12 protein-coding genes are annotated in these 17,131 nt (G+C 71.3%); 3 read left to right on the top strand and 9 right to left on the bottom strand.

Annotation, left to right across the window (positions count from 1 at the left end; translation table 11 throughout):
- Positions 1-15 precede the first annotated feature (15 nt).
- Positions 16-1,692 (bottom strand): cyclic peptide export ABC transporter, encoded by a 1,677-nt coding sequence (locus CAP_RS21270; protein ID WP_044243998.1) that lies wholly within the window; start codon positions 1,690-1,692, stop codon positions 16-18.
- A gap of 470 nt (positions 1,693-2,162) precedes the next feature.
- On the opposite strand from CAP_RS21270, the gene CAP_RS21265 reads away from it, so the two are divergent.
- Complete coding sequence (locus tag CAP_RS21265) at positions 2,163-2,579, top strand: VOC family protein (protein WP_044244011.1); 417 nt, start codon at positions 2,163-2,165, stop codon at positions 2,577-2,579.
- 225 nt (positions 2,580-2,804) lie between these two features.
- Here CAP_RS21265 and CAP_RS21260 read toward each other — a convergent pair whose 3' ends face one another.
- Complete coding sequence (locus CAP_RS21260) at positions 2,805-3,773, bottom strand: sigma-70 family RNA polymerase sigma factor (protein WP_044243997.1); 969 nt, start codon at positions 3,771-3,773, stop codon at positions 2,805-2,807.
- Positions 3,774-3,944: 171 nt separating this feature from the next.
- Between CAP_RS21260 and CAP_RS21255 the strand changes: the two genes are divergently transcribed.
- Entirely contained in the window at positions 3,945-5,327 is a 1,383-nt protein-coding gene (locus CAP_RS21255; RefSeq protein WP_197041288.1) for a JmjC domain-containing protein, read from the top strand.
- Here CAP_RS21255 and CAP_RS21250 read toward each other — a convergent pair.
- Genes CAP_RS21250 through CAP_RS48455 form a run of 3 tightly spaced genes read right to left on the bottom strand, consistent with a single transcriptional unit; the run spans position 5,311 to position 11,320 of the window.
- Positions 5,311-6,444 (bottom strand): HlyD family secretion protein, encoded by a 1,134-nt coding sequence (locus CAP_RS21250; protein WP_044243995.1) that lies wholly within the window; start codon positions 6,442-6,444, stop codon positions 5,311-5,313. The genes CAP_RS21255 and CAP_RS21250 overlap by 17 nt on opposite strands.
- 5 nt (positions 6,445-6,449) lie before the next feature.
- Positions 6,450-8,576, bottom strand: coding sequence for an ATP-binding cassette domain-containing protein (locus tag CAP_RS21245; protein ID WP_052375610.1), 2,127 nt, complete (start codon positions 8,574-8,576; stop codon positions 6,450-6,452).
- Complete coding sequence (locus CAP_RS48455) at positions 8,573-11,320, bottom strand: ATP-binding cassette domain-containing protein (RefSeq protein ID WP_052375609.1); 2,748 nt, start codon at positions 11,318-11,320, stop codon at positions 8,573-8,575. The genes CAP_RS21245 and CAP_RS48455 overlap by 4 nt, the downstream gene beginning before the upstream one ends.
- Positions 11,321-11,391: 71 nt before the next feature.
- On the opposite strand from CAP_RS48455, the gene CAP_RS21235 reads away from it, so the two are divergent.
- The gene (locus tag CAP_RS21235; protein WP_044243993.1) at positions 11,392-12,624 is read left to right on the top strand and encodes an arginase family protein; all 1,233 of its coding nucleotides are present in this window, start codon (positions 11,392-11,394) and stop codon (positions 12,622-12,624) included.
- Positions 12,625-12,757: 133 nt separating this feature from the next.
- On the opposite strand, the gene CAP_RS21230 is transcribed toward CAP_RS21235, so the two are convergent.
- The 4 genes from CAP_RS21230 to CAP_RS50720 all read right to left on the bottom strand — a co-directional run bounded on the left by CAP_RS21230 (position 12,758) and on the right by CAP_RS50720 (position 17,119).
- A complete protein-coding gene (locus CAP_RS21230; RefSeq protein ID WP_044243991.1) occupies positions 12,758-14,668 on the bottom strand; it encodes a YcaO-like family protein in 1,911 nt (636 codons plus the stop codon).
- Between the two features lie 9 nt (positions 14,669-14,677).
- A complete protein-coding gene (locus CAP_RS21225) occupies positions 14,678-15,865 on the bottom strand; it encodes a hypothetical protein (protein WP_044243988.1) in 1,188 nt (395 codons plus the stop codon).
- Positions 15,862-16,782, bottom strand: a complete 921-nt coding sequence (locus tag CAP_RS21220) for a JmjC domain-containing protein (RefSeq protein ID WP_197041287.1) — start codon at positions 16,780-16,782, stop codon at positions 15,862-15,864. The genes CAP_RS21225 and CAP_RS21220 overlap by 4 nt, the downstream gene beginning before the upstream one ends.
- Before the next feature lie 187 nt (positions 16,783-16,969).
- On the bottom strand, positions 16,970-17,119 hold the full coding sequence (locus CAP_RS50720) for a hypothetical protein (protein ID WP_156041005.1): 150 nt from the start codon (positions 17,117-17,119) through the stop codon (positions 16,970-16,972).
- Positions 17,120-17,131 lie beyond the last annotated feature (12 nt).

Genomic DNA, 17,131 nt, shown 5'->3' with positions numbered 1-17,131 from the left:
GAAATGAATCCATCCTCATGCGGGTCGAGGGTCGGCGCTCGGGGCGCCTGGAATCGCCGCCCCGGGGTGGTGTGGTGACTCGATCGAGCGAATCTGCCCGTACTCCATGGTCACCACGCGATCCGCGCAATGGAAGTAGCGGTCGTCGTGGCTCACGGCGATGACGGTCTTGCCCTGCTGCTTGAGGGAAGGGAGCAGCTCCTCGTAGAAGTATTTGCGGAACTCGGGATCTTGGTCGGCCGCCCACTCATCGAAGACACAGAGGGGCCGGTCTTCGAGGAGGGTCACGATCATGGCCAGGCGTTTTCGCTGGCCCGTCGAGAGGTCGACCCTGGTGAACCGGTCGGCGGCGAAGGAAGTTTTGTCCTCGATCTGCATCCGCTTGAGCAAGGGGCTCACGGAAGACTCGGGGACGCCGAGGAGCCCGTACAGCTTCGAGAAGATGTGAAAGTCCGAGTAAATGGCGGAGATGAGCTCGCGGTAGGCGGGGGCCTTGTCCGGGGTGACGGCGAAGCGGTCGGCGCGCAAGGTGCCTTCGCTCGGCGGGTAGAGGCCCGTGAGCACCTTGAGGAAGGTCGATTTGCCGCTGCCATTGCCGCCGACGATGAAGACGATCTCGCCGGCGGCGATGTCGAGGCTCAGCGGGCCGATGTGGAAGCTCTCCTGGGCGCCCGCCGCGGCGTAGGTGTACGCGAGGTCCTTCACCTCGATTCCCCGGGTGAGGCGGCCCTTCCAGGGATCGATCGGGGCCTCGTCCTCCGACGCGGCGGCGTCGAGCTTCCGCTCCAGGGCCTCGATGTTGGCGAGCGATACGTTGGACTCCAGGTAGACCGGGAAGCCGGCGAGGCAGGTGACCACGGGGCCCCAGACGAGGAGGACGCCGCCGATGAGGAGGCGCTCCACCGACGCCTCCACCTCGACGTGCTGCGGCAGGACGAAGATGAGCGCGGCGAGGCCGACGTAGAGGTTGCACTGGGCGAAGAGCCAGTGGTCGTGCAAGGCGTTGTTCGAGGTGGTCGTCACCCCACGGAGGGAGCCGGAGGTCCCCTGGATGTCCTCGCGAAGCTCGCGGCCGCGGCGCTGGTTGAGCTTGACCTCCTTGAAGCCCTGGAAGAGGTCCGTGAGCTGCTCGAAGAAGCCCATTCGGATGGCCGAGGCAGCCTGGAGGTTCTGCGCGATGTCCCTGGCCTTCTGGTAGAAGAGCGCGATGCCGGCGCCGAAGAGGAGCACGAGCAAGGCGAAGGCCGGCAGGGATAGCGTGGCGATGTAGAGGCCGGCGGCGACGGACATGAAGAGCGACTGCAGCAGGTTGGCAATCAGCGCCGCGGAGCTGGAGATGCGGGAGACGTTGGCCGAGATCCGGTCGTAGATCTCGGCGGTGCCGATGCGCTCGATGGCCTCGTAGCTGGCGCGCTCGATCTTTTCGAGGTTCCTCACCTTGATGTGGTGGAGCGCGTCCTCGAGCGTGGCGGAGACGCCGTGGCAGGTGTACCTGGAGCCGACGACGTAGACGGCGATCAGAGCGAGGAAGAGGAAGCAGTCGCCCAGCGTCGCGCCGCCGCTCTTTCGCTGGGCGATGGCATTGACGAGCGCCACGGTGGCCGTGTTCGCCGCACCGGCGAGGGACGCGGCCGCGAGGATGCGGAAGCGTTTGTCCTCGGCTTCTCCGGAGATGAGATCGATGAGGGTCATGGAACTGGCCTCGATCGACGCGGTTCAGCCGGGCTCTGCGCGCGGCGGAGCGAAGGCATGGCGGCAAGGTACACGGGCGCGTGTGGTGCGATCGAGATGAGCCCAGGTCGCGGCGCCAGGCGGTGAGCTGGGTCCTCACCTAATCTATCGAGTTGACCGAGTAAACCTTCATCGGCCCGAATTGACGCGATGCAAGGTGCGCGAACAGCCTCTGGATGGATCGTTTGATCGATTCGATGTCGATCGAATGATCGATCCTCGGGTGGTCAGGGGCCGATCGGCGTTGCTCGCCGGGGGAGGAGCGGGTGAATTCTCTTCTTCTGCCGCGAGCCGAGCAGCTACATGAGCGAGGTGCGGACCTGAGTTCCAGGGGTCCAGCCGGGACGTCGACGCGGGCCCGAAAAAAATCCGAGGGGTGACCGATGAGTTCCGGAGCCCGCGGAAGTCCAAGAAGCAAGAAGGAGATGACCATGATCGAGAGCCGTTCCCGCAAGCTGTTCCTGAACCTCCCCGTTCGTGACCTGAAGAGGTCGACGGAGTTCTTCACGAAGCTCGGCTTCAAGTTCAACGCGCAGTTCACCGACGAGAACGCCACCTGCATGATCATCAGCGAGGAGGCGTTCGCGATGCTTCTGACCGAGAAGTTCTTCAAGACGTTCACGAAGAAGGAGCAGTGCGACACGTCCCGGGCCACGGAGGGCATGTTCGCGCTGTCGTGCGAGAGCCGGGAAGAGGTGGACGCGATCGTGAAGACGGCGATCGAGGCGGGCGGGACCCACGCCATGGAGCCGCAGGATCACGGCTTCATGTACGGCTGGAGCTTCTACGATCTCGACGGGCACCACTGGGAGGTCGTCTGGATGGATCCCAAGACAATCGCGGGATAAAGCCGAGCGGCAGGGTCGACCACCTGAGGGGCTGAAGCGCGGTCGGGGGGGCGCGCAGCCGCTGGTGGTTCGTACTCCGTTTCCCGAGTTCGTCCCGGATCCTCGGCTCGACGTTCGCGCGAAGTGACGGGGGTAGCGACCAACGGGAGCGTAGGGACCGAAGGTCCCTGAAGTGCCGTACGCAGTACCGACCAACGGGAGCGTAGGGACCGAAGGTCCCTGAACTCAGGGTACGCAGTACCGGGGCAGGCCGAAGCGCGGGAACAAGGTCTCGGTGTCGAGGAACGAGTTCCAGGCCACGATCTGGTCGCCGGAGAGTTCCAGGACGACGAGCGCCCATGGCTGGTGGGGCTTGCCCTCGGGGCCGGGGCGGTACTGGCCGAAGGCGGGTACGCCGTTGGCGGCGGTGGGGATGAGGCGGGAGCCGCGGCAGCCTGCGCCTCGGCCGAGGAGCCAGCTCCGGATGGGCGCGCGGCCCTGGAGCCAGAAGTCGTAGGGGGGCATGGAGAGGGTGGCGTCCTCGCGGAGGAGCAGACTGAGGGCGTCGACGTCGTAGCGCTCGAAGGCGTCGACGTAGCGCTCCAGGAGCCGTGACTGGTCGCCGGAGAGCGACGCGCGCGCCTCGCCGAGGTCGCGGGTGGCGAGCGTCGCGCGGGCGCGCTGGAGGGCGCTGTTCACGGAGGGGACGGAGAGGTCGAGGCTCTCGGCGATCTCCGCGGCGGACCAGCCGAGGACCTCGGTGAGGAGCAGGACGGCGCGCTGTTTTGGGGGGAGGTGCTGGAGGGCTGCGACGAAGGCGAGGCGGATGCTCTGGCGCAGCATCGCGATCTCGGCCGGGTCGCCCTCGGCGGGCAAGGCGCGGGCATCGGGGACGGGTTCGAGCCAGTGGGTGCGGGGGCGTTCCAGGAGGGGGTCGTCCACGGTGCACACGGGGCCGGTCTCCACGGGGCGCTCGCGGCGCTCGCGGCGCTCGCGGCGGGCGTGGTCGGCGAGGGCGTCGAGGCAGACGTTGGTGGCGATGCGGTACAGCCAGGTGCGGAGCGAAGCGCGTCCGTCGAAGCCCTCGAAGCTCCGCCAGGCGCGCACCATGGTCTCCTGGACGGCGTCGTCGGCGTCGACGGCCGAACCGAGCATGCGGTAGCAGTGGCCGGTGAGGGCGGCGCGGTGGCTCTCGAGATGGGCTGCGATCTCCATGGGAGACCCCCGCTTAGCAAAGCTGGGCGTGCGGTCATAGACAGGTCAGGGGATCCACGGCGGAGCACGCGCATCACGACCTGACCGCGAGATGTGCCGCTGCCTGGAGGACGGTGCGTGCGTACCGAGCCTCCTCCTATGCTGTCGCCTCAGCGAGGTCAGCGAATTCCCGTGAGCACCGCCAAGAGAACGCGACGCGCACCCACGAAACCGACCCCGGGGCGCGCGACGGCGCGGGCAGCCAGCGAGGTCGCCGCGCCGATGCTGCTGGCCGATCTGCTGGCGCCTCTCAGCGTGGCGCGGTTCGCCTCCGAGCACGCGGACCGGAAGCCTCTGCACCTGCCCGCAGGAGCGGCGAAGCGCCGACGGGTCCAGGCCTTCTTCGACCGGGAGCGGTTCGCCCGCGCCATTGCGCAGGGGCACGCTGCGACGCGCGGGGGGAGCGCCGAGGGGTTCAGTCTGCGCGCCATCTTCCCTCCTGCGCACGAAGGTCCCGTCGAGATTCCCATCGCACCTCACCAGGTCGACACCCTGCTGGGGGCCGGCGCGAGCGTGTGCGTGCACGACATTCACCGCGCTGATCACGCACTGGCAGCGCTGGTGAGCGCGGCGAAGCACGAGCTGAGCTGCGTTGGCCAGGTGGGGATGAGCTGCTACGTCTCGCCGGCTGGGCACGGGCTGACGACCCATTTCGACGCGCAGGCGGTGCTGACCTTGCAGGTGGAAGGGGCGAAGGTGTGGCGCTACTCGGAGGAGCCCGCCGTCTCCGTGCCCAGGGCCAATGCGGTGCTGGAGGCCTCGGGGAAGGTGGAATGGACGGGGGAGCCGCTCGGCGATCTGCCTTTCCCCGAGATCGCGCCGCCCACCGCTCGGATGCGGGAGGTGGAGCTCACGCCCGGGGACGTCCTCTACCTGCCCGCAGGGCACTGGCACGAGACGCTGGCCGGGAGCCCTTCGATGGGGCTGGTGCTCTACTTCGTGCCGCTGTCGTTCTCGGCCTTCCTGGAGCGCTGGCTCTGGTCCTGCTTCGAGGACAACGACGCCTGGATTCGCGGGCTGCCGGCGAGCACGATCGCGCCCGGGAGGGTGATGCAGGGGGTCCCGGGGCCGGTGGCGGCGTACCTCGCGGCGCGGCTGGACGAGCTGCGGGCGATGCTGAGCGAGGTCGATGCTGGGGACGTGCAGCTCGCGCGGGTCTGGCGGCGGTTCGTGGCGCAGGGGAGCCCCGCGCCGGCGCCCGTGCACGCAGGACCGGTGCGGAAGGGGGACCTGCTGCGCGTGGTCGCGCCGCACCTTGTCAGCGCGCTGCAAGGGAAGGGCGAGGGCGAAGGCGCAGGGATTCACCTGTGCGTCGGCGACCGCGAGATCGACCTGCCGGCTTCGTTCGCGCCGCTCGTGCGCGAGGTGCTGGGAGGGGGCGCGTTCCGGGCCGGGTCGATCGCTGGGATGGCCTGGAAGGAGGCGCGGGAGGCGCTGGAGGTGCTCCTGACCGAGGGGGTGCTGGAGCGGGTCGACGCGGCGCAGGCGGGCGCGGGCACTACGGGTAGCGGCTGAGGGACCGGAGGATCTGCTCCGCTGGCGTGGTCTCCTCGACCAGGATCTCGGCGACGCCCGGGAGGCCGTGCTGCAGGGGGATCACGGGGTTGATCCGGTCGATGGAGAGGTTCACGCGGATCAGGCCGTCGCGGACCTCGCTGCCGGTGCGGAGGACCCTGCCCTCGATCATGCCGAACTGGGTCCAGGGGAAGCCGTCGAGGTGGACGCGGCTCGGGAGGTTGGCATGGATCCGGCCGAGGGCGGCGTCGGGTTCGAGCTGAGCGACGATCTGGAAGCTGCCCGGGGGGATGATCGAGGCGAGACGATCGCCCGCCTCGACCCAGGCGCCGAGCTGAAGCTTCGCGAGCTCGCCGACGCGGCCTGCGCCGGGGGCGCGGACGGTGCGGCGCGCGATGTCGTGCTCGAGGGCCTCGATGCTGACCTCCAGCTCGGCGCAGAGCCCTTCCCGGGCGGCGATCTCGTGCTCGATGTCGGCGAGGTCGGCCTGCCTGTCGGCGTTGCCGAGGCGCATCTCCAGGCCCTTGCGGACCACCTCGATCTGGGAAGCACGGCGCGCGGCGATGATGCTCTCCAGCTCGGAGCTGGCCTTCTTCTCTTCGAGCGCGGCGATGGCGCCCATCTGCGCGAGGGTCGATACGCTGCGGCTGCTGTGCTCCAGGTAGCCCTCGGTGGCCTTGATCTCCGCGAGCCGTGCCTCGGCCTGGAGGCCGCTGACCCGGGCGGCTTCGCGCTGCCTGGCCGTGGCGTCGGACACCGCGCTCGCCTTGCGGCGGAGAGGCGCAAGCTCCAGGCGCAGGGCGGAGAGGCGGCGCTCGGCAGACTTGAGCGCGAGCTGCTCGGTGGCGCTGTCGAGCTCGAAGAGCAGCGCGCCTTCCGCGACCTCGTCGCCCATCTCCGCGTGGATGGCGGTGAGCCGACCGCGCACTGCGGCTTGCACCGGGAAGGGGCCAGGGACGACCTCGATCCGCGCCTGGGTGCTCACGGCGTAGACCGGGAGGCTCCCGCAGAAGAGCCAGGAGGTCCAGGCAGCGACGAGGGCCGCGCCCACCACCGAGACGAGGATGGTCGCGCGGGAGGAGTCGGATTCGAGCGCCTGCAGTGCACGTTGGAACATGGGGCTCAGGGGTGGGAGATGAGGATCAGGCTGCAGTCCTGCCGGGTGACGTACTCCAGGCAGCGCAGGACGTTCTCGGGGTCGAGGGCGCCGAAGCTCTCGTCGAGGATGAGGACGCGCGGGGACTGGAGGAGGGCCCTCGCGACGAACATGCGGCTGCGTTCGCCGTGGGAGAGGCGCCAGCCGGCTTCGCCGACCATCTCCGACAGGCCTCCCGGCATGCGTTCGAGGAGCTTGCCGAGGCCGAGCCCGTGACAGACTGCCTCTGCGGCGCGGTAATCCTCGTCGTGGGCCGGCCACCTTCGCCCGACCAGCAGGTTGAAGGCGAAGGAGGCGGTGAAGACGTGGTTGTCGTGGAACTGGGGGACGAGCACGACGCGCCGCCGCCAGGCCTCGCGGCCGAGCGTGTGGCGATCCAGCCCGTCGAGGAGCAGGGTCCCCTCGTGGGCCTCGCGGAGGCCGGCCAGGAGGGAGGCGAGCGTCGATTTGCCGCCGCCCGAGGACCCTCTGAGGAGGATCCGGTCGTTCCGGGCGATGGTGAGGCTGCACCTGTCGAGGACTGGCGCTGCCCGGTCGGGGTAGCGGAAGCCGAGGCCGCTGGCATGCAGGACGGTGGGCACGGTGGGCGCGGTGGGCGCGGCGTCTTCGGCGTGAGGGCGCACCGGCACGGCGCGGGGAGGCGCGGCGCCCGCGTGGAACATGTCGCGGACCAGGGTCCACGAAACGTGCGCGGTGAGGATCTGGGTGAGGGACTGGGAGAGCAGGTAGAAGCCCTGGTACGCGAGCAGGACGCCTCCGAGGCCGACGGCGAGGCGGGCCGTGGGGAGCGCCTCTGCGAGGGTCGCCGGGAGCAGCGAGGCCACGCCGAGGACCAGCCACCCGCGGGGGATGACGGCGCGCATGATGACCTCGCCGCGGTCCATGGCGGCGGCGGCCTGGGCGACCGAGGCGAGATCGCGATCTTCCTCGTCGTGCCAGGAGGCCTCGGGTTGCTGGACGAGGCGGGTGCGGTTGCCGACCATGCGCTCGATGGTGTCGTGGGTGAGGCGCAGGGAGCGGTGGGACCAGCGCAGGCGCGCGCGGTAGAGCCGGAGGGCGCTGACGGCGGTGAAGGCGCTCCAGGCGAGGAGCGCGGCCACCTGGAGGGCGCCGCCCGGGCCGAGCGCGAGCACGGTCGCCGCTGCCGGGAGCTGGAAGAGCGCGAGGAGCCCGAGGAATCCGCCGTTCAGGGAGAGCAGCTCGAAGGTCTCGGCCTCGATGACGCGGCCGATCTGGTGGCCGATGCCCTCGTGCTTGAGGCGATCGGGATCCACGGAGAGGCTTCCACGCAAGAGGCGGGCCTTGAGGAGGCGGGCGACGGCGATGGAGACGCGCCCCTGGAGCCAGCCCGACGCCTGCAGGAAGGGCGCTGACGAGAGGAGCACCAGCGTCCAGGCGGTGATCCATCCGGGGTGGAGGCGGCCGGAGAAGGCGCCGTTGCCGATCATCCACCACGAGAGGAGGAGCAGGATCTGGTAGGCGGCGAAGGCGAGCGCGATGAGCGCGGCGAGGCGCGGCAGGTGGGCGTGGCTGGCCTGTCGCCGCACGGGAGCTGCCGCCGCGATGCGGACGCGCCAGAGCTGGGCGACCTGCTGCTCGCCGAGCCAGTCGACGAGGAGGGCGCGCCGCGCGGCAGGTCTCCGGCGGAGAGGGACGGCGGCGAGATCGAGGAGGGGTTCGAGGTGCGGCGCGGCAGCGGCGACGGCCGCGTGGCTGAGGGCGTCGGCGATCTCGTCGCGATCGACCTCGATCGCGTGCCCCTCGGGCGAGAGGAGGACGAGGTGGCGCCCGGTGGCGCGGAGGAGGACCAGCACGCCCTTTCCCTCGGCCGCCGGCAGGAGGGCGAGGGCCGGCAGGTGGTGCGTGAGCATGGTGCCGAGGAGCTGCAGCGAGGGCTCGGCGGGGTGAAACTCCAGGTGGAGAGCTGGCTCCAGCGTTTCGAGCCACCGCGTCAGCGTCCAGGGATCGGCGTCCTGCGGAGGCGCGCCGAGGTGCGGCTGGGCCTGCGAGAGCCCGAGGCGCTCGGCGAGGGCCACCGCGGCGTCCCCCAGGCGTTCGAGCGGCCAGCATGCGCGCTGGAGGGGCGCGCTCATGGCGCCTCTCGGTGCTGGTCGGCGCGGCCCCCGGTGACCACCACCTGCCGCCACGCGGCGGAGCCAAGGGCGTCGTGGAGCGTCTCCTTGAGGGCGAGCAGGGTGTGGTAACGGGAACCCTCGGTGCGGGCGAGCACCTGGGGGGCGCCGTCCTCGACGACCCGGCCGTCCTCGATGACCAGGACCCGATCGAAGGCGAGGGCCTCTGCAATGTCGTGGGTGATGCAGAGCAGGGTGGCGTCCCGCCACCGGGCACGCGCGGCGTCGAGGAGCCGCTGCCGGACCGTGGCGTCGAGCCCGCGGAAGGCTTCGTCGAGGAGCACGAGCCGCACGTCCCGCTGCAGGTAGGCGCGGCCGAGGCGGACGCGCTGGCCCTCGCCGCCGGAGAGGAGGCGACCGCCCTCGCCGAGCGGTGTCTGGAGGCCCTGGGGGAGGCGTTCGAGGACCGAGCGCAGGTCCATGGCGTCGATGGCGGCGCCCACGCTGCTGCCCGGCGCGGCGTAGGCGAGGTTGTCGAGGAGCGGTCGGTTCCAGAGCTGGGTCACCGGGTCGACCCACGCGAGTTGCTCGGTGAGGCGCGCGAGGGCGGCGGGGGTCACCGGCTCGCCGTCGATGAGCAGCCGTCCGCGCGTCGGTTCGACCCAGCCGAGGAGGAGGCCGAAGAGGCTGGATTTGCCTGCGCCCGAAGAGCCGACGATGGCGACGTGCTCGCCAGGGAGGACCGTGAGATCGAGTGCGGAGAGGCGCTCTTTGCCGCCGGAGATGACGGTGAGATCCTGCAGGTCGAGCTGGACGCCGGTCGGACGCAGAGGTGGGCGCGGGCTGGAGCGCGCGGGTGCGGGGTGAGGCGCGTCGGGAGGAGGCAGGCGCCAGAGCGGCTCGGCGAGCGTTTCGAGGAGGATGAAGCTGTAGTTCCTGAGCCGGATGAGCTGGCGGGTGAGCAGCGAGAGGCGCTGGCCGAGGGCGGGGATGCTCAGCGCGAGGTAGACGACGAGCAGGACGCTGCCCACGCTGTCCCGCGCGTGCTCCAGGTGGGTCCGGACCAGCCACACCGCCGCGCCGAGTCCCACGAAGAGCTGGAGGCCTTCGGCGCCCATGCGCACGCGCAGGAGCGCGCGGGAGGCGGCCTCCCAGTGGCTCATGATCTGATCGTGCTCGCTCTGCACGCCCCGCTCCGCGCCGTGGGTGAGGACGGGAAACAGGCCCTGCAGGGCGTCGAGGTAGAACCGGTACAGGCTGCCGCTCAGGGTGCGGACGCGGTAGTCGTGCTCCTGCACGGGGTTGTAGGTGACGAGCGGCACGAGCAGGCTCACCGCCACGACGGCGAGGACGTGGGCGAGGAGCCGCGGGTCGAGCCACGCGAGCGCTGCCGCGGTGACGACCAGCTCGGAGCCAGCGCGGAAGAGCTGCCAGATCACGTCGGGGAGCTGGCGGATGCGGGTGGCGTGGTGAATGCGACCCGCGAGGTCGGAGACCAGGCGGCTCTGCAGGTAGCCGTCGGCGAGCCGGGGCAAGCGCGCTGCGAAGCCGAGCCGGAGGCGAAGCTCCAGGCGGCGGCCCGCCCGCAGGACCAGGCTCATCGCGGGGATGTCGAGGAGGAGCAAGGCCAGGGAGAAGACGAGGACCACCGCGAGGGCCTGCGCGCGGTGGCTGGCGAGGCCCAGCCTCCCGACGAGGTCGATGAGGGTGCGAAACAGGACGAGCTCGATGACGAGGCCAAGCGAGCCCGCCAGGGCCAGGACGAGGAGCAGCAGGCGCTCGCGTGGGCTGTCCGCGCGCAGGAGGTCGACGAGGTGCTGCCGCAGCGAGGGAGCATTGTCGACGAGCGCACGGGCGCGATCCTGAGGGCTCTCGGTGGGAGACCCTGAGGCGTCCGCATCGGCCGGCGCCGGTTCGTCGTCGGCCGGTGCCGGTTCGTCGTCGGCCGGCGCCGGAGCATCGGCCGAGGGGAGGCGGACGCGGAGGACGACGGCGCCGCGCAGGGAGAGCTGCTCGTCCCCCTCCGGGCCTGGTGTCGCGGGACGCACCGACCAGGTCGCCTCGGGGATCGCCACGTCGTCGGAGCGCGCGGGGTCGCTGATGGCGTCGAGAAAGCGGAGGATCTCGTCGCTGCGCTGGAGGCCGCGCGAGGCCACGAGCTGGGCGGTGAACCGCAGGGAGGCGTCGAGCGTGCCGATCCCGCGCCAGGTGGGGTCGGAGAGGCTGCGTTCGAGCAGGGCTCTCCGTCTGGCCTCGCTCAGGTGCAGCGCGGTCATGCGCGCCTCCAGAGCGCCGCGGTACTCGTCGGTCTCTGCCCAGCCGCGCCACGCCGCGGCGTCGACGGGCATGGCAAAGGGCATCAGGGTGCTCAGGAAGGCCGAGACGCGCTGCCAGCGGCGCCCGTAAGAGGGGTCCATGGTCTGGACCCAGGGTCCGACGCGGTTCCACACCACGACGAAGTGGGGTCCGAGCCGGCTCTTCACGACGACGATGCAGGGGAGGATCCCGGACGGCGCGAGGAGGAGGTGATCGCGGGGGACGACCATCTGCTCGGCGTCGAGGCCGAGGGACAGGCAAAGCTCTTCGAGGCCATCGATCGAGGTGCCGTCGACGTCGGTCTGGCAAGCGGCGCGCAACCGCGTGTAGCTGGCGTGGATGCCCATACCCTGGAGCAGGGATCGGAGCGCGGCGGGGCCGCAGTCCGTGGTCGACGTCTGCAGCGTCTCGGGGACGATGAAGTGCGTGTGGCTCGGTCGGTGGTTCACGCGAGGAGCCCCTCGTCAGCAGCGCGACTCTTCTCGAACACGCGTCGCGATGAGCGGTAAGGTATCGGCTCATGACTGCCCCGCGCTACGTCGCTCTGCCAGGGCTGATCTGCCAGCGAGAGGGTCGGGGTTACCTGCTGCTCCACGACGGGCTCGGGCTGAGGTTGAAGGTGAGCGCGCGCGCTGCCCGCGCGCTGGATCCCTTCCTGGAGCCATCTCCCCTGCCCCACCTCTCACGTCTGTCGAAGGTCGCCAGGGGCGATCTCGAAGCGTTCCTCGCGGCGCGGGTGCTCGTGCCCGAGGCCGAGGCGGAGGACTGGGACGAGGGGCCGCTCGTCGGCGTGGGGCGAGGCCCCGCCATTGGCTCGCCCGGCGGGCTCCGCGATCTGGAGCGCCGCACGCCCGAGCGGGCCTTCGCGGTGATCGGCGCTCCCTCCGAGCACGGCTCGCACGCCGCCTCCGGGGCGCAGCACGGGCCCGCGCTGATCCGCGAGCGCTTCCGCTTCTTCGGGCCCTCGTCCGCGGTGGAGGCCGAGACGCGCCTGCTCGATGTGGACGCGAGACGCGTCTACACCCTGCCGCAGTCGCTCGCCACGCTCGATCTGGGGGACGTGCGGCGGGTCCCCGGAGAAGGGCTCGCCGCGTTCGGCGCGCGCCTCGAGTTCGTGGTCGACGCGGCCCTGAAGCGCGGCTTCGTACCGGTCACCCTGGGCGGCGACCACGCGATCTCCCTGTTCCCGCTGCGGGCGCTGCTCCGCCACCACCCGGAGATCGGCATTCTCCATTTCGATGCCCACCATGACCATTACCTCGATCCGAGCCAGTCCGGGCCGCACTCGCACGCGAGCGTCTTCGCCCTGGCAATGCGCGAGCCGGGCATCCGCCGGTTGTTCCAGCTCGGCCTGCGGACACTCGACGTGATCCCGGCCACGCACCGGAAGCGGACCGATCCGCGGATCCGCTTCGTGAGCGCGCGGGAGCTGTCGCGTCGCTCCCCGCGGGAGGTCTTCGCGGGCGTCCCGCGCGATCTGCCCTGGTACCTGAGCTTCGACGTGGACTGCATGGCGCCACACCTGGCGCGCGAGACGGGCACGCGAGAGCTGGGCGGCATCGGGTACTACCAGGGTCTGGATCTGATCCAGCACGCGGCGCGCCACCTGCACATCGTGGGCGCCGACTTCGTGGAGGTGGCCAGGCAAGACAGTCGCGTCAACCACGCCGCCGAGATCGTCGCCCGCTACGTGCTCGAGCTGCTGCTCGCCAGGGTGCCCCACGAGCGCCTGACCAGCTACCTCTACGCCTAGGTACTGCGTACCCTGGATCAGGGACCTTCGGTCCCTGCGCTCCCGATGGTCGCTACCCCCGTGCCTTCGCGCGAACGCCGAGCCGAGGACCGGGGACGAGCTTGGGAAACGGAGTCCTGGCATGGCATGGCGCTCAGGTCGGGATGCCGACGCGGAGCGGGGCGTCGAGGAGCACGCGCCCGCCAGCGCTGCGGGAGGGGTGCGCGTGGCAGGTCATGCCCGGGAGGAGCACCCGCACGGCAGACCAGCCCTGCACCGGGCACGGGAGATCCGCCACGAGCAGCGGGATCTCGGCCGCGCGCAGGAAAGCCTTGATGCGGTCGAGGAGCGCCGCGTCGTCCGGGGCAGGGTGAGAGGTGCTGGCAGCCCTGGGCTGGCGTTCGAGGTACGCCGCCAGGGCGCGCACCGTCGCCGGGTGGGCCCAGTCACGGAAGCCGGGCTCCGCGCGCAGCTCGGGGTTCTGGCGGAGGTGCTCGTGCTGGGCGCGGGTCATCAAGGCTTCGAGCAGCGCGCGCTCCGCGGCGTGGGCGAGGCTGCCCCCGGCGCCGGTTCCCCGGCTCATGTGCCCTGCCCGGAGGTCGAGCAGGAAGGCGTGCACGATGGGGAGGCGGTGGGCTTCGGGGTATTCGAGGAGCCACACCCGCGCGGGGAGGCGGCGTTCGAGGCGGGCGACGAGATCGGCCACGCGCGGGCCCAGCGCGCCGCGCTCGGCGCCGAGCTGGAGCGCCGGGCGCTGGTGGAGGAAATGCGGATAGAAGTTGTTCCGTTCGAGGATCTCGGAGGCGCCGCGCAGGATCGCCCCGTCACGATCCGGGAAGGCTGCGAGGCCTGCCGTGTCGCTGGAGAAGGCGGGGCGGTTGCGGGGTGGAAGGTAGGGGAACGGGACCAGGCACTCGGGGACGCGGGTCTGCCGACCCGTGAGTTCGTCGACGGCCGGGTAGCCAGCGAGGTCGGGCGAGCCAGCCAGGAGGTGAGCCTCGTAGCGTCGGTCCTCGCGCGGGTGGAAGGCACTCAGGGGATACGCGCTCGGAGCTGGCGGATCGTGGGTCAGGTGCAGGCCAACCTCGGCGGCCGAGAAGCGCTCGATGGCCTCACCTGTGGCGGTGAGCAAGGCATGGCGCCGGTCGAGCCCCTTGCCGTTGCACCCTTCGAGGGACGCAATGCCGCGGCACGGCGTGGCGCAGGTGGCCATGAAGGCCCCCCCGGGCAGGCGCTCCACGGTCAGATCGGCGAGGAGGCCCTTCGGCCATGTCTGTCGACGCTTCAGTTCGGCGTACGGCACCGATCCGGAGCGGACCTCGGTCCAGAGCATGACTTTCCGGTTGGAGGGCAGGAGCACGCAGCTCCGCGGCTCGACGATGACACGGCGGATCGCGCGGGCCACGGGGCGTGGATCGGCCAGGGTGCGATCGAGGAGCGAGAGAGGCCATGCCTCGCGGAAACCGAGCCGTCGCAGCGCCTCCGCGGTGCCGCGCTGCGCGGTGGCCTCGCTGTAGCGCTGCACGTCCGCGACCGTCTCGAAGATGGGGCCCACCTGGAGGCCCGCGGTGCTCTCACCGCACCACAGCACCCGCAGCCCTCGGCGCAGGAGGGGCTCGACGACCTCGCGCGGCGCCGTGGGCTCGGTCTGGCCCATCCAGATCACCAGGCTCCCTGCGGGCGCCTTGCGCAGCACCGCCGGGGTGGCCGCGGTGAATGCGCCACGCACGTCGGTCAGGGCGCGGGTGAGGAGCGCCGCCGCGGCCCTCCCCCTGGCGCTCGGGTGGACGACGACCAGGCCGGTGAAGCGTGGCAGGAGCGCGCGCTCCGGCGCCCCTCGCCGCGCTGCACGGGCTGGCGCGGGAGGGAGAGCCGCGGGGACGATGAGCCCGAGCTGACGGAAGAGCTGCAGGTCGGCCTCGCCCATCGGCGCGCGCGCGGTGGGCAACCGGTCGACCTGGAAGACCGAGAGGTGAGGTCCGAGCAAGAGCCAGCCCCCACCACGCAGCCGGCGTTTCCGCACCGCAGGCGAGAGGCGATCACCGGAGCTGCTGGCCGCCTTCACGTGGACACCTCACGCGCTGCGCTCGTGCAGCAGGCCAGCCTGCTGCAGGGCGTCGAGCAAGCCGGTGAGGCTCTCGCCGTCGAGGCCGAGGGCCAGGCGCGCGTCCTGCTCCCAGAACCCGGGGCGCTGCTCCAGGATCCAGGCGCAGGCCTCGGCGAAGGTGGCGTCGAGCGTCACCTCGGTCGGGGGCTCGCGCCGGGAGCGCACGCTCAGCACCGAGGTCCCAGCCTGGCCGGGGAGGTGCCGCAGGCTCGCGCGCACGCCCGGGGTCCGGAGGAAGCGGCGCCCCCGGCTCGCCGCGAGCAGCCGGCGCGGGTCGAGGCCGCGCAGCGCCCCCGGGAGGGACTTCAAGGCCTCCCCTGCAGACGCGAGGGACTTCCGCTTGCCCGAGGTCGTGGGCGGCACCAGGGCCGGGGCGCGGAGGGCCTCGACCCGGAGCAGCATCTCCGTGGCGCGCGCGAGGACGGGCTCGATGGCCGACAGGGGAGGCACCGAGAGGACCAGGGTCATCGCCCCCTCGGTGGACGCCGTGAGCCGAGCCGCTCCCCCCGGCAGGTAGAGCACCGTGCCGGGCCGGGTGGACACCTCCGTGCCCCTCCGCGTGCCCGGCGCGCGCCGCGGGGCCTGGCGGTCCTGCATGCTTCGCGCAGCCGTGCGCGGTGCTGGACCGGGGCGGGCGGCGCGCGGGGTCGCGCCCAGGACTTCCCCGTCGACCTTCCAGCGCTGCTCCCCGCGGAGGTGCACCAGAAAGATCGGGCCGCCTGGGAGCGACGGATCTGCGGGCAAGGCTCCGCCGGTCAGGAGGACGTCGCAGCGCACCTGCGTCGTCGACCCGACGGTCCCGCGCAGGCTCGACAGCGCCCTGTTCAGGCGAGGATCGAGGCGCTCGACATGCCGCACGTAGAGCGACGCACCCAGGTGATGAAGGACCAGGCCCTCGCCCGCCGGGTAGTCCGCGGTCGGCGCCACCGCGGGGCGGACGCCGCGGAGCCACGGCCGGGGATAACCCACCGTGATCGGCCCCCTCTGGGCGAGCACCAGCGCCTCGGCGCTCCACACTTCCGGCAAGTCCGAGAGTGCCCCGAAGCGCCCCACGGGACCACGCGCGACGGCAGCCTTGCGCCCCCAGCAATCGCGCTTGAACCGGTCGAGGGGGATGGGCGAGACCAGCCGGTGCAAGCCGAGCAAGTCGCTCATCGGGCCTCCGAACGGCGCCCTGCGCGCGCCTGGCGGGGACGACGACCTTCGACGAGGTCGCTGGCGCGGAGCGCCGTGATGCGTTCCGTCACCTGCTCGACCAGGCGCTCCGCCTGAGACGAGGTGCAGGACACCCGCTGCGGAAACGAGGCGCGGAGTCGGTCCGCGAGCACGCCGATCCAGCTCTTCGGCCAGATGGCCAGGACGACGTGGATCGACTCCTCCAGGGTCTTCGTCTTGTGCCAGCAGCCCGCGGGGAAGTAGAGCGCGCTGCCCTCCTCCACGTCGAGGACGCGCGGCTTCCCGGGCAGCTTCTTCGGCCTGGGCGCGGTGCCCCAGGCGGCGCGCAAGGCGGGGCCCATGGTGGCCTCGGTGTCGAGCACGCTGTAGGCCGAGGGGGCGAACTGGATGTGGGTGTTGTCCGAGATCCACCACCGCTTCTTGCCCTTGAGCTGGACGGCGAAGTTGATCTCCGGATCGAAATGGGCGACCGCGCCCGCGCCGGGCGCGGAGGCGAAGACGTTGAACACGCTCTTCTTGTAGACGTCGACGACGCCGAGGTCCCGCTCGAGCCGCGCGAGCAGCGGCCGCACCTGGGGGATGAAGCGCTCGACGTTCGGGAAGAAGAGGGTCGCGCCGAGCCGGTGCAGGCGCAGCGCGGACTCGGGCGCGAAGAACGTCCCGTAGAGCCCGCGGTGGGCCGCATTCTTCATCCATCGCTCCGGCATCCAGACCGGGATGGGGTCGTTGTAGACCGCCGCCAGCCGGGACAGGTCGAAGAGTTCGGGAATGGCGAGCAGCTCGGGGAAGCGCGCGAGCGGTCCGCGTCCGAGCTGGGGATAACGCCAGGCGTCTCCTTCGCGAAAATCGTCGAGCGAGGCGGGCTCGATCAGCCGTTCGAGCCCTATGGTCGTCATCTCTTTCGAAGCTGGCATCGGGACCCGCTCTGTCTGGAGCCTCATCCTGCGTCGGGCATTGCATTGCCCGCCGGCCCTCGAAACGAGCCCGAGAGGCAGGCCGGCGCCGGACCACCCCCCGGGCAATCACACGGGACGAAATCGCCCGGACTCAGGCCGCGGCCGCGACCCCGCCGGACGTCGATCGTCAGCTCGACGTCGACGCGACGGCGTAGCCGCGGCTCTGCTGGGCCTTGACGTTCGTCTTGATGGTCAGCTTGCGGACGCTGATCTTCGGCTCCTGCTCGCCCGACTTCTCTGCCACGGGCGCCTTCGTGCTCTTGGACTTGATTGCCATTGCGATGTCTCC

The organism is Chondromyces apiculatus DSM 436 (assembly GCF_000601485.1).
Classification (GTDB): Bacteria; Myxococcota_A; Polyangia; order Polyangiales; family Polyangiaceae; genus Chondromyces; species Chondromyces apiculatus.
The sequence above is the reverse complement of the archived record's forward strand: the minus strand, read 5'-3'. Positions and strand labels throughout refer to the sequence as shown.

Coding starts and splice junctions, on each gene's coding strand:
- CAP_RS21245 (WP_052375610.1), bottom strand. CDS start 8,576: ATGAGCGCGCCCCTCCAGCGCGCATGCTGGCCGCTCGAACGCCTGGGG.
- CAP_RS21270 (WP_044243998.1), bottom strand. CDS start 1,692: ATGACCCTCATCGATCTCATCTCCGGAGAAGCCGAGGACAAACGCTTC.
- CAP_RS21260 (WP_044243997.1), bottom strand. CDS start 3,773: ATGGAGATCGCAGCCCATCTCGAGAGCCACCGCGCCGCCCTCACCGGC.
- CAP_RS21235 (WP_044243993.1), top strand. CDS start 11,392: ATGACTGCCCCGCGCTACGTCGCTCTGCCAGGGCTGATCTGCCAGCGA.
- CAP_RS21225 (WP_044243988.1), bottom strand. CDS start 15,865: ATGAGCGACTTGCTCGGCTTGCACCGGCTGGTCTCGCCCATCCCCCTC.
- CAP_RS21265 (WP_044244011.1), top strand. CDS start 2,163: ATGATCGAGAGCCGTTCCCGCAAGCTGTTCCTGAACCTCCCCGTTCGT.
- CAP_RS50720 (WP_156041005.1), bottom strand. CDS start 17,119: ATGGCAATCAAGTCCAAGAGCACGAAGGCGCCCGTGGCAGAGAAGTCG.
- CAP_RS21220 (WP_197041287.1), bottom strand. CDS start 16,782: ATGACGACCATAGGGCTCGAACGGCTGATCGAGCCCGCCTCGCTCGAC.
- CAP_RS21250 (WP_044243995.1), bottom strand. CDS start 6,444: ATGTTCCAACGTGCACTGCAGGCGCTCGAATCCGACTCCTCCCGCGCG.